The sequence below is a fragment of the Micromonospora sp. NBC_00858 genome (assembly GCF_045207365.1).
Taxonomy (GTDB): domain Bacteria; phylum Actinomycetota; class Actinomycetes; order Mycobacteriales; family Micromonosporaceae; genus Micromonospora.
In genome coordinates, this window is record NZ_CP108828.1 from 6,564,064 (window position 1) to 6,589,821 (window position 25,758).

General features: G+C 67.6%; 18 protein-coding genes and 3 rRNA genes. 11 read left to right on the top strand and 10 right to left on the bottom strand.

The window, feature by feature from the left end; genetic code table 11:
- Positions 1-109 precede the first annotated feature (109 nt).
- Both OG990_RS30625 and OG990_RS30630 read right to left on the bottom strand, forming a co-directional pair.
- Positions 110-2,728, bottom strand: coding sequence for a right-handed parallel beta-helix repeat-containing protein (locus OG990_RS30625; protein ID WP_406077969.1), 2,619 nt, complete (start codon positions 2,726-2,728; stop codon positions 110-112).
- Between the two features lie 190 nt (positions 2,729-2,918).
- A complete protein-coding gene (locus tag OG990_RS30630; RefSeq protein WP_355612857.1) occupies positions 2,919-3,584 on the bottom strand; it encodes a hypothetical protein in 666 nt (221 codons plus the stop codon).
- Between the two features lie 175 nt (positions 3,585-3,759).
- On the opposite strand from OG990_RS30630, the gene OG990_RS30635 reads away from it, so the two are divergent.
- From OG990_RS30635 to OG990_RS30645, 3 genes are all read left to right on the top strand, one after another.
- A complete protein-coding gene (locus OG990_RS30635) occupies positions 3,760-4,977 on the top strand; it encodes a HupE/UreJ family protein (protein WP_406077970.1) in 1,218 nt (405 codons plus the stop codon).
- A gap of 142 nt (positions 4,978-5,119) precedes the next feature.
- On the top strand, positions 5,120-7,102 hold the full coding sequence (locus OG990_RS30640) for a fibronectin type III domain-containing protein (protein ID WP_386986582.1): 1,983 nt from the start codon (positions 5,120-5,122) through the stop codon (positions 7,100-7,102).
- A 91-nt stretch (positions 7,103-7,193) separates the two neighbouring features.
- A complete protein-coding gene (locus OG990_RS30645) occupies positions 7,194-8,273 on the top strand; it encodes a WxL protein peptidoglycan domain-containing protein (protein ID WP_406077971.1) in 1,080 nt (359 codons plus the stop codon).
- 19 nt (positions 8,274-8,292) lie between these two features.
- Here the strand turns inward: OG990_RS30645 and OG990_RS30650 are convergent, their stop codons facing one another.
- Positions 8,293-9,009 carry a YoaK family protein gene (locus OG990_RS30650; RefSeq protein ID WP_386986588.1) on the bottom strand — a complete coding sequence of 239 codons (717 nt, stop codon included), beginning with the start codon at positions 9,007-9,009 and terminating at the stop codon, positions 8,293-8,295.
- Positions 9,010-9,186: 177 nt separating this feature from the next.
- Here OG990_RS30650 and OG990_RS30655 point away from each other — a divergent pair, with 177 nt between their 5' ends.
- Positions 9,187-10,158, top strand: a complete 972-nt coding sequence (locus tag OG990_RS30655; RefSeq protein WP_386986591.1) for a zinc-binding alcohol dehydrogenase family protein — start codon at positions 9,187-9,189, stop codon at positions 10,156-10,158.
- An 18-nt stretch (positions 10,159-10,176) separates the two neighbouring features.
- Here the strand turns inward: OG990_RS30655 and OG990_RS30660 are convergent, their stop codons facing one another.
- On the bottom strand, positions 10,177-10,860 hold the full coding sequence (locus OG990_RS30660) for a TioE family transcriptional regulator (protein ID WP_406077972.1): 684 nt from the start codon (positions 10,858-10,860) through the stop codon (positions 10,177-10,179).
- Positions 10,861-10,962: 102 nt separating this feature from the next.
- Between OG990_RS30660 and OG990_RS30665 the strand changes: the two genes are divergently transcribed.
- A complete protein-coding gene (locus tag OG990_RS30665) occupies positions 10,963-11,478 on the top strand; it encodes a DUF6194 family protein (protein WP_406077973.1) in 516 nt (171 codons plus the stop codon).
- Positions 11,479-11,523: 45 nt separating this feature from the next.
- Here the strand turns inward: OG990_RS30665 and OG990_RS30670 are convergent, their stop codons facing one another.
- The 5 genes from OG990_RS30670 to OG990_RS30690 form a co-directional block, all read right to left on the bottom strand.
- Entirely contained in the window at positions 11,524-12,114 is a 591-nt protein-coding gene (locus OG990_RS30670) for an HAD family phosphatase (RefSeq protein WP_328421460.1), read from the bottom strand.
- Positions 12,115-12,173: 59 nt separating this feature from the next.
- Entirely contained in the window at positions 12,174-13,454 is a 1,281-nt protein-coding gene (locus OG990_RS30675; RefSeq protein WP_406077975.1) for an RNA polymerase sigma factor, read from the bottom strand.
- Between the two features lie 2 nt (positions 13,455-13,456).
- On the bottom strand, positions 13,457-13,804 hold the full coding sequence (locus OG990_RS30680) for a YciI family protein (RefSeq protein ID WP_328426150.1): 348 nt from the start codon (positions 13,802-13,804) through the stop codon (positions 13,457-13,459).
- Positions 13,805-13,944: 140 nt separating this feature from the next.
- Entirely contained in the window at positions 13,945-15,003 is a 1,059-nt protein-coding gene (gene trpS / locus OG990_RS30685; RefSeq protein ID WP_386986604.1) for a tryptophan--tRNA ligase, read from the bottom strand.
- A gap of 344 nt (positions 15,004-15,347) precedes the next feature.
- On the bottom strand, positions 15,348-15,821 hold the full coding sequence (locus tag OG990_RS30690) for a PRC-barrel domain-containing protein (RefSeq protein ID WP_328421456.1): 474 nt from the start codon (positions 15,819-15,821) through the stop codon (positions 15,348-15,350).
- A gap of 287 nt (positions 15,822-16,108) precedes the next feature.
- Here OG990_RS30690 and OG990_RS30695 point away from each other — a divergent pair, with 287 nt between their 5' ends.
- The 6 genes from OG990_RS30695 (at position 16,109) to OG990_RS30720 (ending at position 23,810) form a co-directional block, all read left to right on the top strand.
- A complete protein-coding gene (locus OG990_RS30695) occupies positions 16,109-16,576 on the top strand; it encodes a hypothetical protein (RefSeq protein WP_406077976.1) in 468 nt (155 codons plus the stop codon).
- Positions 16,577-16,664: 88 nt separating this feature from the next.
- Positions 16,665-16,928: an SCO4848 family membrane protein gene (locus OG990_RS30700; RefSeq protein ID WP_386986610.1), complete on the top strand. Its 264-nt coding sequence runs from the start codon at positions 16,665-16,667 to the stop codon at positions 16,926-16,928.
- A 761-nt stretch (positions 16,929-17,689) separates the two neighbouring features.
- Positions 17,690-19,206 (top strand): 16S ribosomal RNA (locus OG990_RS30705).
- A 379-nt stretch (positions 19,207-19,585) separates the two neighbouring features.
- Positions 19,586-22,696, top strand: a 23S ribosomal RNA gene (locus tag OG990_RS30710).
- Positions 22,697-22,780: 84 nt separating this feature from the next.
- A 5S ribosomal RNA gene (rrf, locus tag OG990_RS30715) occupies positions 22,781-22,897 on the top strand.
- Together the 16S, 23S and 5S rRNA genes form the textbook arrangement of a ribosomal RNA operon.
- Before the next feature lie 289 nt (positions 22,898-23,186).
- Positions 23,187-23,810 carry a DUF4328 domain-containing protein gene (locus tag OG990_RS30720; RefSeq protein ID WP_406077977.1) on the top strand — a complete coding sequence of 208 codons (624 nt, stop codon included), beginning with the start codon at positions 23,187-23,189 and terminating at the stop codon, positions 23,808-23,810.
- Here OG990_RS30720 and OG990_RS30725 read toward each other — a convergent pair.
- A complete protein-coding gene (locus OG990_RS30725; RefSeq protein ID WP_406081949.1) occupies positions 23,783-25,600 on the bottom strand; it encodes a VanW family protein in 1,818 nt (605 codons plus the stop codon). The two genes, OG990_RS30720 and OG990_RS30725, sit on opposite strands and share 28 nt — an antisense overlap.
- Between the last annotated feature and the right edge of the window lie 158 nt (positions 25,601-25,758).

A 25,758-nucleotide genomic window follows, 5' to 3' on the forward strand; every position in this document is an offset into this window, starting at 1 on the left:
CAGCTAAAGAGCTGGTCACGGCCGGTCTTCATCTCGCGGGGCCCGTCGGTGGGGTAGGAGGCGGCCGCGCCCCGAAGTGGGACGCGGCCGCCGTGCACCTGAGCGACCGTCAGGGGGCCGCGATGAAATATCCCGACTGGTCGACGATGACATGGGTGGAGCCGCTGCTGTTGTTGTACGCGGCCATCCGCCCCTCGGCACCGAGTTTGACCACGGCCAGGTTGGACGCCGTCTCCCTCGCCAGGAAGTTGACGCTGGACGTCGAGGGTGTGCCTCCCGGCGGGTAGACAGCCAGAACGCCGGCGGTGGTCGGATCGGTGACGGTCACGTTCACCACCGCCGCCCTCGGTGTCGGGCAGTCGTCCTCGCAGTACGCCCCGTAGTGACGGACGCTGACCGTCGCCTTCTCCCCTGCGTGGAAGGGCTCGTTGTAGAAGGAACGGTCCCAGCCGCTGAAGCCGCGGCTGTCCGCGATCCGGTCTGGCCCGTACGGGACGTACGTCTGGTCGGCGACGCCGTACGACGGCGCGGCAAAGTAGCCTGCGAGGTCAGCCACCACGTGGGTGGTGCCGGAGCTGGCATTGCGGATCATCGCCTTGCCGGCCACCAGCGGCACGATGACCAGGTTCGGGATGGTCTGCCCGGCCACGAAGTTCAAGTTGGATGCGATCGGCGTCGGCCAGGTGTCCGGGTAGAGCGTCAGCACGCCGCTGGCCGTCGGCGCGGTCACCGTCACATTGACGATCGCCGCCTTTGCCTCCGCCGGCACCTTGCCGGTGAGGTCCAGGCGCAGGTATCCGTTGGCTGCCATCGGCGTACCGACCCCGGCGCGGGTGTCCAGGGCCCGGGTCGGTGTGAGCGGCTGCATGGCGGCGCCATAGGAGCCGTAGAAGCCCTGGAGGTCGGCGATCACGTGAACCGTGCCGCCGCTGCTGTTGCGAAACCAGAGCTTTCCGTTGGTCATCGGCACGGTGGCCAGGTTCGGGACCGTCTCGTTCGGCACGAAGTTGAGGTTCGACGAGCTGGACAGCGGGGCGCCGTCCGGGTAGACCGTGAGGAAGCCGGCGGTGCGGGGTTGGGTGACTGTCACGTTGAGCACCACCGCACTGATGTCCGCGGCCGCTACCCCGTTGATGCTGGGAATGTCGAGCACCACCTCGGACTTCGCCGGGACCGGGGTGGTGGTGGGCGTGCCCACCGCCTCGCGGGTGTCGAGTAGCCGAGTCGGGTGCACCGTCTCGTAGAGCGCGCCGACCTGAGTGCAGCGGTAGGAAGAGAACTCGGGTGCGAGTCGAAAGCCGGTGAAGCTGATCCGGATGTGGGCGCAGGCCTGACCCGCCCGGCGGAAGGTGTGGTCGAACGTACGAGCGGAGGTCACCCGCCAGAGCTGCTCACCCTCGAACTGGTACGCGATCGAGCCGCCCTCGCCGCCGACGGGCCACGCATACTGCGGAGTCGCGGAAGCAGTGACCGCGAAGGGATTTCCGCCCGGCTTGCGCCGGATCGTGGACCGGCCTTCCGAACCGCCCTGCGCCTCGACCGCGCCCCGATCGTGGTAGCCGCCCCCGGTGCCGGTGTTGGCGATCGCCGGGTTGTCGGTGCGCGGGTTGCCCAACATGTCGGTGCCCGTGACGCCACGAGCGGAGGCGTCCCCGGAGTCCACCGCAGGCGAGGACGGGTCGATTGTGTGCCAGGGCCGGAGTGACCCTTTGTAGGAACCGATCATCGGGTCCACCGCGAGATCGTGTCCGCCCTGCCCGGTGGCCTGGCGGAACGCCGGCAGGTCCTGATATCTGCCGTCGCCCCAGGCGTACAGAGCGCCGCCGGTGATCGGGTCGATCAGGTTGTAATCCGCGAACGTCCCCGGCACCGAACCAGCCGAAACGGAGATCGCCGTCGCATTCGCCGGGGTGGCGCAGGCCTGCCGGAACGGGTTGGTGCGGACGATGTTGTTCCGGACCGACACACCCGTCGAGGCCGCAGTCACCTCGATCCCCACGGCGCAGTTCGTGAGCAGGGTGTTGTTGGTGACGACGGTGCCGGGCGCGTCGGTGACTCGCAGGCCCGAGAGGGAGAACTCATTGCCGGTCACCACCGCGCCGACGACTCCGGCCTCGATCGCCAGACCCGGATAGCCCGCGGGTGCGCTCGACAGGTAGCTCCGGCTGACGGTGACACCGCCCGACTGGCCCGTCACCCGGACCGCGCCGAAGGTGGCGCGGACGCCCTGGACGACGACGCCGTCGAGAGTCACCCGCTGTGATCCGTTCACCACGAGGGCCGACTGGTCGGCTGTGCTCAGCAGACGGAATCCCTCGACCCCGACGTCGTGCACGTTGTCGAGGGTGAAGACCACGCCGGTGACCGCACCCACGGTGGTGTTTCCCACCGCGACAGTCCCGCCGGGCCCGTTGACGGCCCGAAAGGTGATCGGCGCGCCGACCTCGCCCGACCGGGTGATGGTCACGGCCTCCGGGTAGTCGCCGGGCTGCACCAACACCGTTTGCCCGGGCTCTGCCAGCGCTGCCGCATCGGAGATGGTGCAGAACGGTGCGTCGACGGTGCCGTACCCACCTGGCGTGCAGTTCTTGCTGTTGACGTACAGGTCGCGGATCCCCGCGGGCGCGGGCGCGGGCGCGGCGACGGCCGCGGTCGTCGCCGGGGCCACCAGGCCCATGGCACCGATCAACGGTACGACCCCGAGACGTGCCCATGCGCGAATGTCCATGCGTCCCCCGTGGAAGTCGATCATTTGGCGCGGGGAGCGTAGCGCGACGTTGACGGAGATGAGCAGCGCCGATCGGACAAGGCGCGCCCAGCCGGTCAGCCCGACTCATCTGTCGTGCCACGGTGGAGGGATGACCCCCACCTGCTCGGCGGCCTAGCTGCCTCGACGAGATCACGCCCGATCACACGGGCTAGTCGACCCAGATCACGATCCCGGTCAGGTCGTTGAGCACGGCCGCCACCCCCGCCCGGATGGCGGCCGCGCAGCGCTCGGTCGTGAACGAGTCGGGGTCGTACGTCGAGGACATGCCGAGCCCCTCACCACGGAACGACGCGCCGGACCAGTCGACCGCCGTGACGTTGTGGGTGGGCTCGGCCAGCTCCGCGCCCACCACGAGGAACCGCTGGTCCAGGTGGTTGGGGGTGACCAGCGCCAGGGGGTCGATGAGGTCGTTCCCCGCGCTGACGATGAGATCCGGGCCCATCTCCATGGCCTTGGCGATGCTGGAAACGGAGTCGTGGGCGTCGCCGACGACGATCTTTCTGAGGTCGACGTGTTCGTCGTCGGCCCAGTCCTCAATTGCCGTCACGAGGGCCTTGGTCGGGCGGTCGTCACCGGCGGTGAGCAGCACGACCCGGTAGTCCTTCGACGGGTGGACGCCGGCCCATGAGCCGGGCTGCGGCCGGACGGTCCCCTCCGGAGCGGGCTTGGTGGAGGGGTCGATGAATCCCGGACCGAGCGAGCCGATGGCGGCGGGCCTGGGGTGCGGCTGTGACCAGTCGTCACCGGAGCTGCATCCGGTGATCAGCGCGGCGGTCGCGGCCAGCATGGCAACGGCCCGAAGCGGGGGGCGCAAAGTGATCGTCCTCCGAGTGGTGGCGGAAAGTGTTGCTTCGTATTCCTATCCCAGTTCCGGTCGCCAAGAATCCGCAGGCGGTCGTTCCGGGGCTTTGTTCTCCAGCGGTTCTTCGGCGGGCGGGCTCGTGTTCACCCGTGCCATGCAACGTGCACTGGCCAACCGAGGGAGCCGCATGTCAGGGCACGTCCGTCGTACCGTTATCGTCGCTGTTGTCGGGATCGCTGCGGCAGTCCTCTCTTTTCTGAGCGCCGGGCCGGCGTCAGCGCACGGGTTTTCGTCGACTGTGTACGCCAAAATTGCAGCGGGAGACGAGGGTCACATACGCACGACATTGGAGCTCGAATACGACCTCCTCGTCGTGTCCGCCGCTGATTCCGGCGACGATGATCCGCTCTTTCAGGCGGGAACCGCCGCGTTCGAGGCGGAGGACACCGCAGGGCAGGCCGCCGCGCTCAAGACCCATGCCGACTCGACCATCAGGTACGTCACCGACCGCTTCTCGGTGACCTCGAAGGGTGCGGCCTGTCGGCCGACGCAGGTGGGCAACGCGACGATCGGCGAGCGCGAAGGCGTGCCGTACGCCGATCTGCTGCTCGACTGGACCTGCCCCGAGCAGGCCGACGAGCACGAGGTGCGCAGCGGGCTCTTCGCCGACGGCGAGGGCTACGTCAAGGGCACCAAGACGATCGTCACGTACGAGATCGACGGCCGTTCGGGCAGCGCGGCCCTCGACGCGGCCAACCCCTCCTTCTCCACCGGTCAGGCCGCCTACGAGCGGTTCCGGGAGTTCTTCCTGCTGGGCGCCGAGCATCTGCTGTCGGGCATCGACCACATCCTGTTCCTGCTGGCGCTCATCGCCGGGTCGCGGCGCCTGCGGGAGATCGTGCTCGCGGCCACGAGTTTCACGCTGGCGCACTCGGTGACGTTCATGCTCGCCGCCCTCGGCCTGGTCGACGTGCCGGCGAGGGTCGTGGAGCCGGTCATCGCGCTGTCGATCGCCGTGGTCGCGGGCTGGCACCTGTGGGGAATCTGGCGGCGCGGCGATCACGCCACCGACCTCGATCCGGCGGGCCGCGGCCACTTCAGTCTGGACCGCTCCGGCTGGATCCGTCTGGGTGTGGTGTTCTGCTTCGGCCTCGTGCACGGCCTGGGTTTCGCGGGCGCGCTCGGGATCGACGAGGCGTGGTCGTGGACCCTGCTGTGGTCCCTGTTGGTGTTCAACGTCGGCATCGAGGTCGTCCAGTTGGCGATTATCGCCGTTGTCTTCCCGCTGCTGATCGTGTTGCGGCGCCGTACGCCGAAAATCGGCCTCTGGGCGACCGGCGCTGTTTCTGGAGCCGTGTCCATTATGGGGCTGGTCTGGTTCGTACAGCGCGTATCTGGATCATGAGTAAGGCTAAGTAGTTCGGGAAGTGCAGCCATCCGCAAGATCACGTTCATGGTTGGTTCATCACGTGGCGAAAGCTTTGGTCTGCTTCCCCACCGTCGGGCGAAGATCATCCATTTCTCTATTTGAAAAGGGAACAATGTCGATGACATTGAGCACCTCGACAGGGGCCCCCGGGCTCGTGCGGCGGCGCGTCGTCGCCGGGGTCGCCGCGGGCGTCCTCGGAATGGCCGCAGCCCTCGGTAGCGGCCTGACGGCCACCGCCAGCGCGGCCGAGTCCACCACGATCACCGGCGTCATCCTCGGCGTCGGCGCCAACGAGACGCAGCGCGTCGTGACCTGGTACTCCTCCGCCGACACCGCGCAGAAGATCCAGCTCGCCCCGACCGCCGAGATCGTGAACGGGGAGTTCCCGGCCAGTGCCGTCAGCTTTGACGCCGTCGGTGCCGCGAACACGTCCACCACCGGCTTCAACCGGCACGCCACGATCAGCAACCTGCGCGAGAACACGGCGTACTCGTACCGGGTCGGCGCCGAGGGCAGCTGGTCCGCGGCGTACGCCTTCAAGACGCAGGACTTCGAGGGCGACTACGACTTCCTGTTCTTCGGCGACCCCCAGATCGGTTCCTCCGGTGACCGGCTGAAGGACCAGGCCGGCTGGGAGGAGACCCTGAAGGTCGCCACCGCGGCCAACCCGAACGCCGAACTGCTGGTGTCGGGCGGCGACCACGTCGAGAGCGCCAACGACGAGGGTCAGTGGACCTCGTTCCTGGCGCCCGACCAGCTGCGTCAGTACCCGCTCGTCGCCACCATCGGTAACCACGACGTCGGCGGCAAGTCCTACGAGCAGCACCACTTCACCCCGAACACCGACCGCACGGCCCCGTACTACGACAACGGGAACCCGGCGGGCACCAAGTCCGGTGGTGACTACTGGTTCGTCTACAAGGACGTGCTGTTCATCGACATCAACAGCAACAGCTACAAGGTGCCCGCCGAGGGCGGCAACGTCGGCGACGCGGCGCACGTCTCGTACATCACCGACGTGATCAACAAGCACGGCTCCGAGGCCAAGTGGAAGGTGCTGGTCTACCACCACTCGATCTACTCGCCGGCCAGCCACGCCACCGACACGGACAACAAGGACCGTCGTGAGCACTTCACGACCGCCTTCTCCAACCTCGGCATCGACATGGTGCTGCAGGGTCACGACCACAGCTACTCCCGCAGCTACTCGATCAAGAACGGCCAGAAGGAGAACCCGGCCGAGCAGCCCGGCGCTGCCGACGTGTTCCCCGGCCCGGGTGGCGTCATCTACGTGACGGCGAACTCGGCCTCCGGCTCGAAGTACTACGACATCAAGAAGCCGGACAGCACCGGCACGGGCATCCGCGGTAACGGTCCCGACCCGCTGGACCCGGGCAAGTACTGGTACAACTCGGTGCAGAACCAGGAGCACGTCCGCAGCTACGTCAAGGTGCAGGTGCGCGGCGACAAGCTGGTTCTGCAGAACCTCCGCAGCGGCACGTGCGCGGCGCCGAACGCGGCGGTCGAGAACGGCAACGCCCCGTGCAACAACACCGCCGAGGGTCAGCCGGTCGGCTCGATCGTCGACAAGGTGACGGTGCACCCGTTCAACGGTGACGGCCAGGCCATCCAGGTGAACGTGCCGAACCCGGCTCCGGGTGAGTTCGGCTGGACGATCGACGGCTACAACGGCCTGGTCGACCTCGGTACCGCGCAGGAGCGCGACGGCACCTACTTCGAGGCGAACGGCAAGATCAACCCGATCCTCGTGTCGGACAGCCGCCGATCGCTCGCCCCGTGGTCGATCTCGGCCAACGTGGGTGACTTCCAGGACGCCGACAAGACGTTCTCCGGCTCCTACCTGGGCTGGACCCCGTACGTCCTCGACGCTGGCGCTGGTGCCGAGGCCGGTGCTCCGGTCCTGTCGGGCTTCGACGACCAGGGCAAGGGCCTCTCGGTTTCGAGCGGCCTCGGTGCGGCCGTGCAGGGCCACCCCCGGGGCGGCGCCAAGCTCGGCGCTGACCTGGACCTGAAGATCCCGGACAGCATCGCGAAGGGTAGCTACCGCGCCACCCTCACGATCACTGCGCTGAGCAGCTGATCGAACCTGCTCCATCGGGCGGGGTAGGCACCTTCGGGGGCCTACCCCGCCACCCGTTGCAAACCTCCCAAGATCACCTCAAGGACCCGAAATGCACGCGTCCGTAACGCGCTGGAAGACCAGGACCGCAACACTCCTTCGTACGACCGCTCTCGCCCTGCTCGCCACCTCCGCCGTCGCCGGCCTGGCCGGAGGCCCCGCCCTGGCAGCGGAAGGTGATGTCGCCTGGACGGTCCGGACGGCCTCCAACAGCTACGGCGCCGCCCGGTCCAGCTACAGCTACAACGTCAACCCCGGTGGAGTGGTTGAGGACGCGATGGTCGTCGCCAACCGCGGCCCGGTGCCACTGAACCTGTCCGTGTACGCCGCCGACGGCTTCACGACCGGCGCCGGTCAGCTCGACCTGCTCACCCGGGACAAGAAGTCCGTCGCGATCGGGGCGTGGTCGCACGCCGGCACCGGCAGCGTCGCGATCCAGCCCGGGAAGACCGCCCAGGTCCCCTTCAAGATCAGCGTTCCGGACAATGCCACGCCCGGTGACTACGTCGGCGGCATCCTCACCTCGCTGACGCAGGCCGACCAGGCTGAGGGCATCAACGTGGACCGGCGCCTCGGTATTCGGATCAAGCTGCGGGTCGGCGGTGAGCTTAAGCCGAGCCTCGCCATCGAGGACCTGCACGTGAAGTACGCCGGCACGGTCAACCCGTTCAGCAAGGGCGACGCCACCGTCACCTACAAGATCCACAACACCGGCAACGCCGCATTGTCCGGCCAGCAGGCAGTGTCGATCTCGGGCCCGTTCGGGTCGCTGCGCGTCAAGGCGGGCGGGGTCGCAGCCCCGCCGGAGTTGCTTCCCGGTGAGAGCTGGAACGTGAGCGTGCCCGTGCACGGCATGGCTCCCGCGGTCCGGCTGGCGGCGACCGCAACCCTCACGCCGCTGCTCACCGACGCGTCAGGCTCCACCACCTCGCTCAAGCCGGTCCAGGTCACGGCGCACGGCTGGGCACTGCCGTGGATGCTGGTGCTGGTGCTCGTCGTACTGATCGCCGTGCTCGTCGGGGCACTCCTGTACCGGCGTCGCAACCGCGTCCGGCGCACGGAGCGCGAGGACGCTCGGGTGCGCGACGCCGTCGAGCAGGCGCTCCGGGGTCAGGAGGCGCAGACGTCCTGACCGCATAATCGAGGTGGGGTCACGGCCTGGACGAGGGACGGTCCCGGTCCGGCGATTGCGGGACGGCGGCCACCGCCCGGCGGGTCAGGCCGACGGCGACCGCGACGACGGCGACCACCAGGGCCGCCGCCAGCGCGGGTGCCCAGGTCGGTGCCAGGCGCAGCACCACCGTGCCGAGTACGGCGCCGCCGACCAGTCCCGCCAACCGGCCGAGGCCACCCACGTCCGCGAACCGGTGTGGGTCGAGGACGCGACGCCGGACCATGTTGGTCAGCGAGCCGGTCAGATAGGTGGTCGAGGCACCCCGGATGCCGGCGCCGATGGTGATCACGCTTTGCATGCCACTCGCCACGGACGCCACCCCGAGCAGCACGAGCCCGGCGGCGTACCCGGGACGCGCCGCGCAGCCCAGCCAGCCCGCCGTGAATCCGAGCAGCAGCACCGCCTCGGCCGCCGCGACCACTGCGGTACGGCGGTTCCACCCCGGTCCGCCGTGGCGTAACGGCAGCGTGGCACCGGCCACGCCGAGCGCGTAACCGCCCACCGCCGCCACGGCACCGGCGAGCGAGCGGGCATTCGCCGTGGCGATCGCATGGCCGAACTGCACCAGATTGCCGGTGATCACGCTGGCGAAGTACCCGTTGAGCCGGGTCAGGCAGATCACGTCGAGGCAGCCGGAGGCCGCGGCCAGCACCACCAGGAGCCCGGCCGTGGTCTGCCTCGACGGAGCGTGCACGAGGCAGCCATTCCCGCGTTGGCTCCGACTACGCCACCGCCTCGGGGCGCACCGGTGCCCCGAGGCGATCGAGCACGGGCGGTCGCCCTTGTGGGTGAACGGTGCACAGCCCCGGACCGGGCCCGTCCCGGAGCCGGCATGCTGCGACGGTGACGCTGGCGCGGAGAGGGAATCCACATGGTTGACGGGGATGTGCCGGAGCGGATGCAGGCCGCGGCCTTCGACGAGTTCGGCGGGCCGGAGGTGATCACCCTCCGGATCCTGCCGGTGCCGGAGATCGCCGATGACGAGGTGCTGATCAAGGTGTGGAGCGCCGGCGTGGGGGTGTGGGACGCCTACGAGCGCCAGGGCACGCTGGTGCCCGAGGGCGCCGCGTTCCCGATCGTGCCCGGTCCGGACGGTGCCGGAACGGTGGCCGCCGCCGGCAGCCAGGTGACCAACGTCGCGGTGGGTGACCTGGTCTACGTGTCCGCCAACACCAGGCCGAAGGGCGGCTTCTACGCCGAGTACGCGGTGGCGGAGGCGCAGTACGTCGCGAAGCTGCCCGAAGGTGTGTCGGTGGAGCACGCCGGCGCCATGCCCACCGACGCGTTGACCGCGCTGGCGGGGCTGGACGCCCTGAGTCTGTCGGCCGGCGCCTGGCTGCTGATCTTCGGCGCGAGCGGCGGGCAGGGCCACCTGGCCGTGCAGCTGGCCAAGCGGCAGGGGCTCAACGTCATCGCGGTGGCCTCCGGGCCGGACGGGGTGGCGTTGGTGACCCGGCTCGGCGCCGACGTGTCTCTCGACGGCCATGGCGACCTGACCCAGGTGCTGGCGCGGATCCGGGAAGCGGCCCCGGGTGGAGTGGACGGCATCCTGGCGATGGCTGGCGGCAAGACACTGGACCGGCTCACCGAGGCGCTGTCCGACGGCGGTGTGGTCGCGTACCCCCATGGTGTGCAGCCCGAACCGAGCGAACGGCCCGGCGTGCCGGTCCGGGCGTACGACGGTGCGGCCAACCTCCGGCAGTTGCAACGCCTCAACGAGCTCATCGAGGCGGCACCGTTCGAGGTGCACGTCGCCGAGACGTTCCCGCTGGGCAAGGTGGTGGAGGCACACCGCCGGCTGCAGACCTCCTACCAGGGCAAGCTGCTGCTGAAGGTCAGCTAGGCCCAGCGGCCGGGGCGATCACGGTCCGGTCGCCGCCAGGTAGCCGGCAAGGTGGCCGGCGGCCACCAGCATCGCGTGGCCGCGGGTGGCCAGCCGCTGCCGCCAGGTGTGCAGGGAGGCCGCCAGTGGGCCGGGACCGTCGGCGGCGCGTACCTGCCGCATCACGGTCGCGATGTGCTCCAGCAGGTAACCGCCCCGACGCAGAAGGTGGGTCAGTTCGGCGTCGCGGACGTCGTCGGGACCGTACAGCCGCTGCCCGGCGGCGCGGTCGCGCGCCGGGCACAGGATGCCGGCCCTCTCCCACTTCCGCAGGGTCGCGGGTGTCACGCCGAGCCGGTGGGCGAGGTCGCCGACGGTCAGCGGCCGGCCGGGCGGGCTGGGGGTCGGTGCCGCGGTGAGCACCCCGATCGTCGCCTCGACGGCGTCGAGCGTCTCGCGGTCCCGTAGCAGTTGCGCGTGACTGCTGTCGACGGCGCGCAGGGCGGCGTCCAGGTCACCGCGGACCGCCGCCCGCATGATCTCGCCGGCGGTCGCGTACCCGTGCCCCGCGACGAGCGCCAGGTAGGCGCGCAACGCCGCGGCGTGCACCTCGGTGTACGCGCGGTAGCCGCTCGGCGTGCGCCGGGCGGCAGGGATGACGCCGTCGCGCTCGTAGTTGCGGACCGCCTGGCTGGAGATGCCGTGCTCCCGGGCCAGGTCCACCGGCCGGTAGGCGTGTCCTGCGGTTTGAGGGTTCAGGGCCGTCTCCAGGAGGTCGTCGATGGAGAAAGTCTCAACGGGCGGTTCAACGATACGGTGAAGGTCATGGCTTCTTCATCAATGCCCGCCGCCTGGTCGTTCGACCTCGGTGCCGACGACATCGCCGACCTCATCCTCGCCCTGCCCGAGGTGACCGTCGTACGGGCCGACGAGGCGTCCGGTGCCCCGCAGTCCAGTTGGGGCGACCGGTTCTTCTTCGTCGGCCCGGACCACCGCCGCCCGTTCGCCACCCTGGTCGGACAGGACACCACCGGCTTCGACGAGGACTCGAAGCTCGACCGGCCGGGCGTCTTCCGGCTCAACCTGGACCTCGGCCGCGAGGAGTTCGAGCGCCGGTTCGGCTACCCACCGGCGCAGGTCGCCGAGCACCGTTCCGCGGTCGACTTCACCGCCCTCGACCAGGTCGTTCCCCATCCCGCCTACGGCACCCACGGGTGGGCGTGCGTGCTCAACCCGGGCCCGCGCAGCCTGAGCGAGGTCGACCGGTTGCTCGCGCACGCGCATCACCGGGCGCTGCGGCGGCACCAACGCTCGCTGGACCGGCAGCACCGCCCGGACTGAGCGGATCGGCGCCACCGGTCGTGGCGTCGACCACCTGGTCGGGCCTCAGCGATCGCGGGGTTGCGGCACGCGTACCGACGCCATGCCGGCCGCGGTGGCGGCCTGAATGCCCAGGTCGGTGTCCTCGAAGACCAGGCAGGACCCCGGGGGTACGCCGAGGTGTGACGCCGCGAGCAGGAAGGCTTCCGGGTCCGGCTTGGCCCGCGTGTAGTCGTCGGCGCACACCAGCACGTCAAACCGGTCGAGCAGGCCGAGCGCGTCGAGGGATGCGGTGACCGAGGCCCGGGTGCTGCCGGAGACGACGGCGAACGGGACCCGCTGGTGCGCGTCGTGGATGTGCGCCAGCACCTCGGGCACGGCGGCGAGCTGCGGCAGCAGCTCCTGGTAGTAGCTCTCCCGGCGCTCGGTGACGGTCGCCACCGGCATGGCCAGACCGTGCCGCTCGTTCAGGGTGGCGATGATGTCGGCCACCGGCCGGCCACCCCAGGCATAGAACAGCTCCTCCGGGAACTCGCAGCCCCACTCGTCCAGTGCCCGCTGCCAGGCCAGATAGTGCAGTGGCATCGAGTCGACGATGGTGCCGTCGCAGTCGAACAGGTACGCCTCGAACTCGCCGGGTGGCACGGTCAGACTCACCGGTGCAGGTTACAGCGGGTGCGCCGACCGGCCCGGTGCGCGGCGGCCGGGGCATCCGGTCAGTCGGCCGGCTCGTCGGCGGTGACGGATTCGAGCCGGCGGAGCAGGTGCTCCCGTTCCGGCTCGGTGCCGACCAGCGTCAGCGCGCTCCGGTACGCCGCCGCGGCCTCGTCGTACCGGTTTAGCCGGCGCAGCAGGTCGGCCCGGGTCGCCGAATAGAGGTGGTAGCCGCGCAGCCGGGGATCGTCGGCCAACTCGTCCAGCAGGGCGAGCCCGGCCTCCGGCCCGTCCCGCATGGCCACCGCGGCGGCCCGGTTGAGTGCGACGACCGGCGAGGGGACCAGGCCGAGCAGCACGTCGTACAGCGCCACCACCTGGGGCCAGTCGGTGCTGGCCACATCGGCGGCCTCGTCGTGCAGCGCGGCGATGGCGGCCTGCACCCCGTACGGCCCGGGTGGTCGGCCGGTCAGCGCGACCACCACCAGGCCGCGCCCCTCGTCGATCATGCGGTGGTCCCAGCGCCCACGGTCCTGGTCGTCGAGCAGGACCACCCGGCCGTCCGGCCCGGTCCGCGCGGCACGCCGGGCGTGGACCAGCAGCATCAATCCGAGCAGCCCGGCGACCTCCCGCTCGGCCGGCAGCAACCGACGCAGGATTCGGGCCAGCCGGATGGCCTCCTCGGCGAGGTCGGTCCGCTGGAGATCCGGGCCGGAGCTGGCGGCGTAGCCCTCGGTGAAGATCGAGTAGACCGCCTGAAGCACCGTGGGCAGGCGTTCGGGCAGCTCGTCGGCCCCGGGCACCCGGAACGGGATGCGTGCGTCGCGGATCTTCCGCTTGGCCCGGACGAGTCGCTGAGCCATGGTCGCGGGCGGCACCAGGAAGGCCCGCGCGACCTCGACCGTGGTGAGCCCGGCGAGGAAGCGCAGGGTGAGCGCTCCGCGGTCCTGGGCGGGCAGGGCCGGGTGCGCGCAGGTGAAGAAGAGCGCCAGCCGATCGTCGGGCAGGTCGCGGTCCGCGTCGGCGGGTGGGGCGGCGTCGGCCCGCTCGGCCTCCGCCTGGAGCACGGCGAGTCGGGTGGCCAGCACCCGGTCGCGGCGCAGCCGGTCCACCGCGCGGCGGCGGGCCGTGGTGAGCAGCCAGGCGCCCGGCCGACTCGGGACGCCGTCGGTGGGCCAATGCACCAGCGCCGCCTCGATGGCCTCGGAGGCGACCTCCTCGGCCAGGTCTAGGTCTCCGAAGCGGTGCACGAGCGAGGCGAGCAGCCGGCCGCGTTCCTCCCGGAACACCGCCTCCACGGACGACCCGACCGGCTCCGCCCCCGCTGCCCCCTCGCCCGGCATCGTCAGACCCCGACCTCGATCTCGGCGACCGGGCGCACCTGGACCGACCCACCGCCGAGGGCGCCAGGGCTGCGGGCCGCCCATTCCAGCGCGACATCGAGATTCGGCACGTCGATGATGTCGTACCCGCCGAGCACCTCACGGGTCTCCGCGAACGGCCCGTCGGTGATCGTGCGTTCGCCTTCCGGGCCGACCTGCACCGTCGTGCACGTGGTCAGGTCCTGCAACGGGTGCCCGGAGACCCAGATCCCCGCGTCCTTCATCTCCCGGTCGTAGCGGATCCAGTCCTCGAAGCTGCACCCGTCGATGGGCTCGCCCCCGTCGGTCGCGGGGCTCATGAACAGCAGCATGTACTTCACGCTTCGGCTCCTCTCGGTGCGGCGGGTCGCCGTACAGCATGACGACGAACGGGGACCGGGGATATCGACACGGCGTCCAGAATTCTTCTTTCCGCAGCTCAGCCGGTCCACCGTTCGGCGCCGCCGAGGCTTCAGGCCGGGGCGTCCGTCCGCCTCCGGCTCCGCTCCGCTCGCCGGCGCACCTGCTGGTACGCGCCGGTCAGTCCCATCGCCCGGCGGACCTCAACCAGCGTCTGCCGTACCTCCTGGCGGGTCCGTTCGGTGCCCTCGACGATCAGCCGGTCGACCAACCCCCGGTCCGCTTCGATCCGGGCCCGCCGCTCCCTGATCGGTGCCAGGAACCGCTCCAGCGCGACGACCAGCCGCTCCTTGACCTCCACGTCACCGACCCGTCCGGCCCGGTAGCGCGCGGCCAGTTCGGCCACCTCGTCACGGTCCGGGTTGAACACCTCGTGGTACGCGAAGACCGGATTGCCCTCCACCGTGCCCGGCACATCGGCCCGGACCCGGTTCGGGTCGGTGTACATGCCGAGCACCTTGCGACGCACCGTGGCGGGGTCGTCGGAGAGGGCGATCGTGTTGCCCCGGCTCTTGCTCATCTTGGCCGCGCCGTCGGTGCCCACAAGGCTCGGCGTATCCGCCGGGATCAGCTCGGGCACCGGGAAGACCGGGCCGTACAGGTGGTTGAACCGGCGGGCGATCTCCCGGGTCACCTCGACGTGCGCGGCGTTGTCCCGGCCGACCGGGACGACCTGCCCCTTCACGCAGAGGATGTCCGCGGCCTGGAGCACCGGGTAGCCCAGCAGCCCGTACGGCATCTCCTCCTTGCCCGCGTCCCGGGCCATGTCCTTCAGCGACGGCACCCGTTCCAGCCGGGGCACGCTCACCAGGTTCTGCAGGAGTGTGTTGAGGTCGCCGACCTCCGGGATTGCTGACTGGAGGTAGAAGGTCGCCCGCGCCGGGTCGATGCCGGCGGCCAGGATGTCGGTCACCATCTCGCGGGCGTTGCCGGAGACCTGGTCGATGTCCTCGCGGCGGTTCCTGGTGGTCAGCATGTGCAGGTCGGCGATGATGAAGAAGCTCTCGTAGCGCTGGTGCAGCCGCACCCGATTGGCGATGCTGCCGACGTAGTGGCCAAGGTGCAGGCGACCGGTGGGCCGGTCGCCGGTGAGCATTCGTGCGACGGACATGGTGGTGTGCCTTTCGTGCGGGAAGGTGGGTAACGCGTGGGCGCGCGCCGAGCGGGGCGAAATTCGCCCCGTCGGTCAGCGGGTTCGACTCAGCGAGCCGTCCGCCATCGCGCGCCGGCGCGGTACCGCAGACCACCAGCACGGAGTACGTCCAGGAGTTGCTCACAGCCATCGCCGGAGCTGATCGGGAACCCGGGCACCGCGCAGAGGGGGAGGCAGTCGACCATCTCGACCGCCTCCGACGCGCAACTGCTCGTCCGGACCACGGAATCACGGTACCCGTGAAGCCCCGCCCGTACCGCCCGCTCCGGAGTGGCCCGGTATCTCCGGCACGGGTCCGCCGCTCAGCGCTGTGGCTCGGGGCTCCCGGCCTGGCGCGGCCGATAGCTCTCCGCGTAGTAGTTGCCGACGCGTTCCCGGTACTCCGGGTCGGACGACTCCGGATCGAAGGGCGGTGCGTCCTTGATCTCCTGTCGGGTCCGGTCGACGTGCACGCTGCGGTCCCGGTGGTCCACCCGGGCGACCGTGCCGGCCGGCAGCAGCACCTTGTGGCCGAGGATCCATGGCCCGGTGTCCACCACCAGGTACCGCGCGTCCGCGTCGTGGCTCGCCTCGTCGATGGTGCCGATCCGCCCGTCGGTCGCCTGCACCCGGTAGCCGACCAGGTCGATCGGCGTGCCGGGGCCGGGTGCGTCCGGCCCGTCGTGCGCGCCGTCCGGGCCTTCCGGAGGGGAGGCCGAGGGGGTGGTCTGCGCGTACCCGCCGGCGAGGGCCGACGGGTCGCGCCAGTCCCAGGGATTGAAGATCGAGGGTTGCACGGGACACCTCCGGTGACGGTCTTCGGCTGTCCCGTTCCGCTGTGCCCACCCCGCTCCCGCCGGAAACAATTCGGCAGTTCTGAGTTCATCGAAATGCGCGCTGCGAAATACGTCATAGCTGTCGAACGTCGATGACGAGCAGGGCCACCGCCCAGCTCAGCGCGGTCCGGGCCGCTCATCCGCACATCCGCCGTCGGGGCGCTGTGTCCCTCCCGCACATTCGAGGGCAGGTCCGGCGCCACCATTCTGGTCCCGCATCCAAGCATTGCCAAAGAAGGGGGACGCAGATGTACAGCACAATTCGGCGGTTCGGCGCGGTGCTGGCGCTCGCGCTGGGCCTCGTCGCCGCGAGCGGGAGCGCGGCGCAGGCGCGAACGCTCAATCCGTACTCCCCGCGGGCGCTCTGCGGGCTCGGCTACGCCCCGGTCGACCAGGACCCGATCCGGGACGCGCGGACCGGCAACCGACTCGGCACCGTCCACCTGTTGTACGACCCGATCACCGGATTCGGCTGCACGGTCACCATCAAGGCCGCTCACCTCGGCATGCTCACCCGCACACAGACCTACCTCGCCGCCCAGGACCTGCCGACCCAGGTCGACGATGCCGCCAGGCTCTACGCCGCCGGCCCCGCCCGGGCGTACGTCCGGGGCGGCTGCGCGATCTGGGGTGGGCTGATGGCCGACCCGAGCGGCGTCATCAGCCACCACGATCGGGCCAACCCGGCGATCGGCGGCATCGGGACCTGCTACTGAGTCAGATCCAGCCGCGAGGGCGATCCTCGTGCCGATCCAATCCCGGCGTCCGGGCCGGTGACCAGCTCCGCTGGCATACTCGGCTGCCATGGTGCTGTCGCGTGCGTGGGCTGTCTTCCTGGTCGGAGTCGGGGTCTGGACCTGGGTGATCTGGCCGAGGTTCGCCGTCGCCATCTGGCAGGACCCGCGCTCCTGGGCGTCCGGCACGGTGGGGGACGGCGCGGCCACCAGCTTCCTGTGGGTGCACGCCCTGCTGATCGGGGCGTCGCTGGCCATCGGCAGCACCGTCGGCGTCCTCGGCATCCGCGCCTGGTTCGCTGCCCGTCGGCGCCTGAACCGCCCTGCCGCCTGACGGCCCAAGGCCCCAGATCCGACTCGGCTGGTCACTCTCGGTCGGCTGAGAGCCCGTCTTCGGCTGTGTCCCCGCGCCTTTGCGAAACCGCCAAACGCCCTGAACTGGCGATACGGCCCCCGGCAGCGAGTGTGACGTGGGACGCTACCCCCGGATTTGACGATCAAACCCACGGACGCGTAACTTTCTCTCTGCCAGCGCGGAACGGGGCAAACGGGACGAAAGTCCTGGAGCACCGAATCGGGCAGGCAGCCGGGTCAGGCAGGGGTTCGCTCCTGCGGGACACGGTCCGGGCGGGGCTCGCCGAATTGGCCGGGAGGCGGATTTGGTGCAGCGCAACCGACCGGGTAAGGTTCACGACCGGCAGGGAACCGGGCAAGTCTGCGGGAAACCGCAGCGGCCGGCCTGCCAAATCCGACGACCTGACGCAGCGGTCCGCTGCTGCGTGAGTGCGCCGGGACCAACCCGTACGAAGCACGACAGACCGGGACACACGGTTTGACACGGCGAAGACGGTGAGGTAACGTAGTAAAAGTGCCCGGCGCCAGCGAGCGGCGGGGACGAGAACGGAAAGCCCCGAGAGGGTGCTCCACTGAGTGGGGCTTCTGTTCGGTGTGTGGTTGTTCTTTGAGAACTCAACAGGGTGCTTGAAAAGCCAGTGCCAATTATGATTTATACCCCGGACTGGTGATCCTTTTGGATTGCTGGTTGGGATTCCTTTGGCAACATTGTTTGTTGTCAGGATGCTGTTCGACAAGTTTTTGTTGGAGAGTTTGATCCTGGCTCAGGACGAACGCTGGCGGCGTGCTTAACACATGCAAGTCGAGCGGAAAGGCCCTTCGGGGTACTCGAGCGGCGAACGGGTGAGTAACACGTGAGCAACCTGCCCCAGGCTTTGGGATAACCCTCGGAAACGGGGGCTAATACCGAATATGACTTGGCCTCGCATGAGGTTGGGTGGAAAGTTTTTCGGCTTGGGATGGGCTCGCGGCCTATCAGCTTGTTGGTGGGGTAATGGCCTACCAAGGCGACGACGGGTAGCCGGCCTGAGAGGGCGACCGGCCACACTGGGACTGAGACACGGCCCAGACTCCTACGGGAGGCAGCAGTGGGGAATATTGCACAATGGGCGGAAGCCTGATGCAGCGACGCCGCGTGAGGGATGACGGCCTTCGGGTTGTAAACCTCTTTCAGCAGGGACGAAGCGAGAGTGACGGTACCTGCAGAAGAAGCACCGGCCAACTACGTGCCAGCAGCCGCGGTAAGACGTAGGGTGCGAGCGTTGTCCGGATTTATTGGGCGTAAAGAGCTCGTAGGCGGCTTGTCGCGTCGACCGTGAAAACTTGGGGCTCAACCCCAAGCCTGCGGTCGATACGGGCAGGCTAGAGTTCGGTAGGGGAGACTGGAATTCCTGGTGTAGCGGTGAAATGCGCAGATATCAGGAGGAACACCGGTGGCGAAGGCGGGTCTCTGGGCCGATACTGACGCTGAGGAGCGAAAGCGTGGGGAGCGAACAGGATTAGATACCCTGGTAGTCCACGCTGTAAACGTTGGGCGCTAGGTGTGGGGGGCCTCTCCGGTTCCCTGTGCCGCAGCTAACGCATTAAGCGCCCCGCCTGGGGAGTACGGCCGCAAGGCTAAAACTCAAAGGAATTGACGGGGGCCCGCACAAGCGGCGGAGCATGCGGATTAATTCGATGCAACGCGAAGAACCTTACCTGGGTTTGACATGGCCGCAAAACTCGCAGAGATGTGAGGTCCTTCGGGGGCGGTCACAGGTGGTGCATGGCTGTCGTCAGCTCGTGTCGTGAGATGTTGGGTTAAGTCCCGCAACGAGCGCAACCCTCGTTCGATGTTGCCAGCGCGTTATGGCGGGGACTCATCGAAGACTGCCGGGGTCAACTCGGAGGAAGGTGGGGATGACGTCAAGTCATCATGCCCCTTATGTCCAGGGCTTCACGCATGCTACAATGGCCGGTACAATGGGCTGCGATACCGTGAGGTGGAGCGAATCCCAAAAAGCCGGTCTCAGTTCGGATCGGGGTCTGCAACTCGACCCCGTGAAGTCGGAGTCGCTAGTAATCGCAGATCAGCAACGCTGCGGTGAATACGTTCCCGGGCCTTGTACACACCGCCCGTCACGTCACGAAAGTCGGCAACACCCGAAGCCGGTGGCCCAACCCCTTGTGGGAGGGAGCTGTCGAAGGTGGGGCTGGCGATTGGGACGAAGTCGTAACAAGGTAGCCGTACCGGAAGGTGCGGCTGGATCACCTCCTTTCTAAGGAGCACCTTCACCTGAAAGGGTGCAAGGAGCCCGCGGCCCGCGTATGTCGGGTCGGGGTGCTCAGATGGCGGAGACACTGGCGAGTTTTCCTCTGGCAACGGCCGGAACAACCTAGTACAGCCACCTTTTCGGGGGTGGTGGGAACGGATTGTGCTGGTGCGGCTGGAGAAGAATGCAGAGCACCCTGTTGGGTCCTGAAAGAACAACCATTGGTTGTTTCTTTCGGAGCCTTGTGTGGAGCGTGAGCGCTTCATGGGCTGCCAGGCATGGCCTGGTCTCACATACCGATCACTGTGGTGGTGCTGGTGTGGGGCTAATGGGTTGTGGGTTGGTCGTTTGTTGAGAATTGCACAGTGGACGCGAGCATCTTTGTGGTCAAGTTGTCAAGGGCGAACGGTGAATGCCTTGGCACCAGGAGCCGATGAAGGACGTGGGAGGCCGCGATAGGCCTGGGGGAGCTGTCAACCAAGCTGTGATCCCAGGGTGTCCGAATGGGGAAACCTGGCTGGAGTCATGTCCAGTCACCCACACCTGAACACATAGGGTGTGTGGAGGGAACGCGGGGAAGTGAAACATCTCAGTACCCGTAGGAAGAGAAAACAATTTAGTGATTCCGTGAGTAGTGGCGAGCGAAAGCGGATCGAGGCTAAACCGGCTGCGTGTGATACCTGTCAGGGGTTGCGTGGTTGGGGTTGTGGGACCCTGCTGAACAAGCTGACACTTGTTCGAGAAGTTACAAAGTCAGTGGCTAGTCGAACAGTCTGGAATGGCTGACCGTAGACGGTGAAAGTCCGGTAGGTGAAAGTTGCTGACCTTCTGTGGGTGTTCCCGAGTAGCGGCGGACCCCTGAAATCTGCCGTGAATCTGCCAGGACCACCTGGTAAGCCTAAATACTTCCTGGTGACCGATAGCGGACAAGTACCGTGAGGGAATGGTGAAAAGTACCCCGGGAGGGGAGTGAAATAGTACCTGAAACCGTTCGCCTACAATCCGTCGGAGCCTTGCGGGGTGACGGCGTGCCTTTTGAAGAATGAGCCTGCGAGTTAGTGGCATGTGGCGAGGTTAACCCGTGAGGGGGAGCCGTAGCGAAAGCGAGTCTGAATAGGGCGATTCAGTCGCGTGTCCTAGACCCGAAGCGGAGTGATCTAGCCATGGGCAGGCTGAAGCGCGGGTAAGACCGCGTGGAGGGCCGAACCCACCAACGTTGAAAAGTTGGGGGATGACCTGTGGTTAGGGGTGAAAGGCCAATCAAACTCCGTGATAGCTGGTTCTCCCCGAAATGCATTTAGGTGCAGCGTCGCGTGTTTCTTGCCGGAGGTAGAGCACTGGATGGTCTAGGGGGCCCACAAGCTTACCGAAATCAGCCAAACTCCGAATGCCGGTAAGTGAGAGCGCGGCAGTGAGACTGCGGGGGATAAGCTTCGTAGTCGAGAGGGAAACAGCCCAGATCACCAGCTAAGGCCCCTAAGCGTGTGCTAAGTGGAAAAGGATGTGGGGTCGCATAGACAACCAGGAGGTTGGCTTAGAAGCAGCCACCCTTTAAAGAGTGCGTAATAGCTCACTGGTCAAGTGGTTCCGCGCCGACAATGTAGCGGGGCTCAAGCACACCGCCGAAGCTGTGGCATTCACATTTTAACCTCGCTTGGACTTGATTCCTTGTGCAGGTGTGTGGATGGGTAGGGGAGCGTCGTGCCGCGAGTGAAGCAGCGGGGTGACCCAGTTGTGGACGCGGCACGAGTGAGAATGCAGGCATGAGTAGCGAAAGAAGGGTGAGAAACCCTTCCGCCGGATGACCAAGGGTTCCAGGGCCAGGCTAATCCGCCCTGGGTGAGTCGGGACCTAAGGCGAGGCCGAGAGGCGTAGTCGATGGACAACGGGTTGATATTCCCGTACCCGCGAAAGAGCGTCCCTGACGAACCTCGTTGTGCTAACCACCCAAACCAGCTGATGCCTTCGGGCTGATGTTGGGGAGCGTGGGAACCTGACGGGTAGTAGTCAAGCGATGGGGTGACGCAGGAAGGTAGCTGAGCCCGGCCGGTGGTTGTGCCGGGGTAAGCGTGTAGGCCGTGTTGTAGGCAAATCCGCAACACATGAAGGCTGAGACGTGATGCCGAGCCGATTCAGGTGAAGTCAGTGATCCTATGCTGCCGAGAAAAGCCTCTAGCGAGTTCTTAGCGGCCCGTACCCCAAACCGACACAGGTGGTCAGGTAGAGAATACCGAGGCGATCGGGCGAACTGTGGTTAAGGAACTCGGCAAATTGCCCCCGTAACTTAGGGAGAAGGGGGGCCGGAGACGTGAAGCCCCACGCGGGTGGAGCGTTGTATGGCCGCAGAGAGCAGGGGGAAGCGACTGTTTACTAAAAACACAGGTCCATGCGAAGAAGTAATTCGATGTATATGGACTGACGCCTGCCCGGTGCTGGAACGTTAAGGGGACCTGTTAGCTCTTCGGGGCGAAGCGGAGAACTTAAGCGCCAGTAAACGGCGGTGGTAACTATAACCATCCTAAGGTAGCGAAATTCCTTGTCGGGTAAGTTCCGACCTGCACGAATGGCGTAACGACTTCCCCACTGTCTCAACCACAGGCCCGGCGAAATTGCAGTACGAGTAAAGATGCTCGTTACGCGCGGCAGGACGGAAAGACCCCGGGACCTTTACTATAGCTTGACATTGGTACTCGAATTAGCTTGTGTAGGATAGGTGGGAGCCGGTGAAACCTATACGCCAGTATGGGTGGAGGCAATCTTGAAATACCACTCTGGTTGATTTGGGTATCTAACTTCGGACCGTTATCCGGTTCAGGGACAGTGTCTGGTGGGTAGTTTAACTGGGGCGGTTGCCTCCTAAAAGGTAACGGAGGCGCCCAAAGGTTCCCTCATCCTGGTTGGCAATCAGGTGTTGAGTGCAAGTACACAAGGGAGCTTGACTGTGAGACTGACAGGTCGAGCAGGGACGAAAGTCGGGACTAGTGATCCGGCACTTGCGAGTGGAAGCGGTGTCGCTCAACGGATAAAAGGTACCCCGGGGATAACAGGCTGATCTTCCCCAAGAGTCCATATCGACGGGATGGTTTGGCACCTCGATGTCGGCTCGTCGCATCCTGGGGCTGTAGCAGGTCCCAAGGGTTGGGCTGTTCGCCCATTAAAGCGGTACGCGAGCTGGGTTTAGAACGTCGTGAGACAGTTCGGTCCCTATCCGCCGTGCGCGTAGGATACTTGAGAAGGGCTGTCCCTAGTACGAGAGGACCGGGACGGACGAACCTCTGGTGTGCCAGTTGTCCTGCCAAGGGCACGGCTGGTTAGCTACGTTCGGAAGGGATAACCGCTGAAAGCATCTAAGCGGGAAGCCTGCTTCAAGATGAGGTATCCCACCCCACTTTGTGGGGGTAAGGCCCCCAGCTAGACGACTGGGTTGATAGGCCGGAAATGTAAGCCCGGTAACGGGTTCAGTTGACCGGTACTAATAGGCCGAGGACTTGACTACTAAGCTGCTACGCGTCCACTGTGCAACTCTCGATAAACGAACAACAGACCACATGTGTGGTGTTGTTTGACATGTCGATAGAGTTACGGCGGTCATGGCGGAGGGGAAACGCCCGGTCACATTCCGAACCCGGAAGCTAAGCCCTCCAGCGCCGATGGTACTGCACTCGTGAGGGTGTGGGAGAGTAGGACACCGCCGGACAATCATTCCAGGAAGGGTCACCCATACAGGGTGACCCTTCCTGCGTTTCACCGATCAGGGCCACCCCCATTGGGGGTGGCCCTGACGCATATCCGTACCCGGAAACGCTGGTCCGCGGAGCGCGAACGTCGCGGGGCCCCGATGGCGTCGCGGGCCGTCCATACTCGCTGGTGACCTTCGGGAAGGACCGGCGCCTGTGGAACGGACGACCAGCGATCAACAACCCCGGAAGGCGCCGTCAACGGCAACGGTGCGGCGATCCGTCGCGGCAAGGCTGGTGGTGGCCGCGATGATCCTGTGGGCCGTCCTCGACGTGCTCCGCACGATCCTCGCGGTGGGGCACTACGAGAACCGGATCGAGGTGGTGACCCACGGCAACGTCGACGTGCTGCCCGCCGGGCTGGCGTACGTGATCGTCAGTGAGTTGATGCCGCGCGACGCCGTGACCGTGGCGGCCGACCGGTTGTGGATACTCGGTGCGCTCGTCGCGGCCGCGGCCTTCGTCGCCTGGCTGCACCAGGCGCGGCGCACCGCCGGACGACTGGGTGGCGCACTGACGTGGGCGCCCGGGTGGGTGGTCGGCGGGTGGTTCGTTCCGGTGGCGAACCTGGTGATCCCGTACCTGGTCGTGCGGGACGTGCGGCGCGCCAGCGGCCTCGCCGCAGGGCTGGCTCCGGTGGGCAGGTGGTGGGTGAGCGTTCTCGGGACGGTGTTCCTCTACCTACTCAGCCGCCTGTACGCCGTGGTCACCTCACACGGCGGCAGGCTTCACGAGACGGCTCTGGACACCCGTACGGCGGCCTACCCGCTGTGGACCGTCGGCACGGTGATGGTCGTGGTCACGGCGGTCCTCAGCATCCGGGTAGCGCGGCGGATCAGCGAGGCTCAGGACGGCTTCGGGCCGCAGACGTAGCGGGGCTCCGCGTCGTAGCGCCAGCTGAACTTCTCCCGCTTGACGACCACTCCGTCCTTCTTGATGACCCGGAAGGCGTCCTGGGTGAAGCCGTTGATGCCATTGGCCGGGATGCACGTCGGGCCGGGTTCGAGGTGGATCAGCTTCGGGGTGGTGATGTTGCGACGCGGCCCGTACTCCGTCTTGACGCTGTCGTAGATCTTCGTGCTCCAGATCGACACCGTGATCGTGCTCGACGTGTAGGAGGTGTCGATGAGCAGGCCGTACTGGGTGTTGTTGCGGAACTTGAAGTCCAGGTCCGGCCAGAAGATGGTCGACTCGATGACCGCCGGGTACCGGTCGAACCAGTACGAGTGCGGCTTGTGCTCGACGTCCTCAAGGCCCGCGTAGTAGGTGGCGTTGAAGAGCGTGGTGGTGAACTGCGAGGTCCCGCCGCCGACGCCCGGCACCAGCTTGCCGTCCAGGATCACCGGTGCGTCCCGGTAGCCCTGCGCGTAGCCACGCTCACCCGTGTGGCCGTTCAGCGAGAACGTCTTTCCCGGGAGCACGACGGTGCCGTCGACGTCCCTGGCGATCGTGGCGATGTTCTGGCTGCGCGACGAGGCCATGCCCCCGGTGAACCGGGTGGTGAAGGTCGACACCCGTTCCTTGATGCCCAGCCCGGCCAGCTTCTCCGCGGTCAGCTCGGGCGGCGTCGGCTTCAGCTCGCCGGACACCTCGCGGCCGTCCGACTTCGGCAGCACAGCCAGCAGGTCACGGCCGAGGGTGGCGGTGTCCAGCTGCTGCCCGGGCTGCCCGTCGGTGACCTTGGGACGGCCACCGGCAATGGTCATCGTCGCGTCCTTCGGCGGCACCTCGATGGCGGCCAGGTCGTCACCGAGCGCCGTGCGCAGCCGCTTGACGTCCACCGTCGGGGTCAGCAGGCCGGCCTTGTCGGCGGTGAACCGCAGGCTCTTCGCGATGGCTGCGGGCGGGACCGTCACCGAGCCCTTGTTGGTGCGCAGGGTGACCGGTGCGGCGACCGCCGGTTTCGCCAGCTCGGCGACCAGTCGGTCCAACTCCTCGGCGGTGGTCGCCGGGTGGCTCTCCACCAGCGGCACGGTGACCGGGTTGCCGGCCAGCCAGCCGGCGCGGACCGCGTCGGCGGAGCGCTGCGGGTCGAGCGCCAACCCCGGCTTGGGCTGGACCACCTTGGGCGTGGTGCCCTGATAGGTGATCGCCGGCATGGTCATCCCGCGGGCCTCGTCGCCGAGCGCCTTACGGAGAGCGGCGTCCAGCCGGTCCACGTCGACGGTGACCACCGGGTCGACGATGCGGGAGCCGACCAGTCGGCTGACCGGGTGCGCGTCGGCCTCGGCTGCTGCCGCGACGGTGGCCGGAACGTCGACGCCCAGCCCCACGTCGGCAGGGTTGATCTCGGCGGTGCGCTGCCCGACGGTGACCCGCAGTGGCGCGGCGAGTGCCGCCGCCCGCCGGTCCAGCTCCGCCCGCAGCTCCCGGTGGGCGTCGGTGCGGCTCCGGCCGCCCAGCTCGGCGCCCAGCACGCTCGTGCCCCGGGGTACGTCTCCCGCGTACGCCCAGGCGCCGGCACCCGCCACGGCAGCGAGCACGGTGCCGGTGACGCCGGCGGCGAGCAGCATCCGAACCCGGCGCGGGCGGCGTCGGCCGCCCTCCGGCTCGCCGGTGGGCACCGTGACCGACCCCGGTCCGTCGTCCGGCCAGGTGACCGCGGTGACCTGCACGGTGGGCCGGTCGTCGGCGGGTGGACTTTTTTCGCCGTACAGCGTCACTGCAACCTCTATCGCCAGGTGCTGCGGGAGGTCCACCCTCCCGGAGGACACCTACGGTAACGAATGCCGGGCCGCCCTCGTCGCCTGCGCCCACTCGCGCAGCTACCGCGTGTCGTGTCGGCGTGTCGTGCGGGCTCGGGGGCGGTGGCAGCGCGGGG

What these genes read in the sequence shown, in the direction of transcription:
- OG990_RS30665 (WP_406077973.1), top strand. Translation starts at nt 10,963, where the DNA reads ATGGCTTCTTCATCAATGCCCGCCGCCTGGTCGTTCGACCTCGGTGCC.
- OG990_RS30695 (WP_406077976.1), top strand. Translation starts at nt 16,109, where the DNA reads ATGTACAGCACAATTCGGCGGTTCGGCGCGGTGCTGGCGCTCGCGCTG.
- OG990_RS30645 (WP_406077971.1), top strand. Translation starts at nt 7,194, where the DNA reads ATGCACGCGTCCGTAACGCGCTGGAAGACCAGGACCGCAACACTCCTT.
- OG990_RS30625 (WP_406077969.1), bottom strand. Translation starts at nt 2,728, where the DNA reads ATGGACATTCGCGCATGGGCACGTCTCGGGGTCGTACCGTTGATCGGT.
- OG990_RS30655 (WP_386986591.1), top strand. Translation starts at nt 9,187, where the DNA reads ATGGTTGACGGGGATGTGCCGGAGCGGATGCAGGCCGCGGCCTTCGAC.
- OG990_RS30720 (WP_406077977.1), top strand. Translation starts at nt 23,187, where the DNA reads ATGATCCTGTGGGCCGTCCTCGACGTGCTCCGCACGATCCTCGCGGTG.
- OG990_RS30675 (WP_406077975.1), bottom strand. Translation starts at nt 13,454, where the DNA reads ATGCCGGGCGAGGGGGCAGCGGGGGCGGAGCCGGTCGGGTCGTCCGTG.
- OG990_RS30635 (WP_406077970.1), top strand. Translation starts at nt 3,760, where the DNA reads ATGTCAGGGCACGTCCGTCGTACCGTTATCGTCGCTGTTGTCGGGATC.
- OG990_RS30640 (WP_386986582.1), top strand. Translation starts at nt 5,120, where the DNA reads ATGACATTGAGCACCTCGACAGGGGCCCCCGGGCTCGTGCGGCGGCGC.
- OG990_RS30680 (WP_328426150.1), bottom strand. Translation starts at nt 13,804, where the DNA reads ATGCTGCTGTTCATGAGCCCCGCGACCGACGGGGGCGAGCCCATCGAC.
- OG990_RS30700 (WP_386986610.1), top strand. Translation starts at nt 16,665, where the DNA reads ATGGTGCTGTCGCGTGCGTGGGCTGTCTTCCTGGTCGGAGTCGGGGTC.
- trpS (WP_386986604.1), bottom strand. Translation starts at nt 15,003, where the DNA reads ATGTCCGTCGCACGAATGCTCACCGGCGACCGGCCCACCGGTCGCCTG.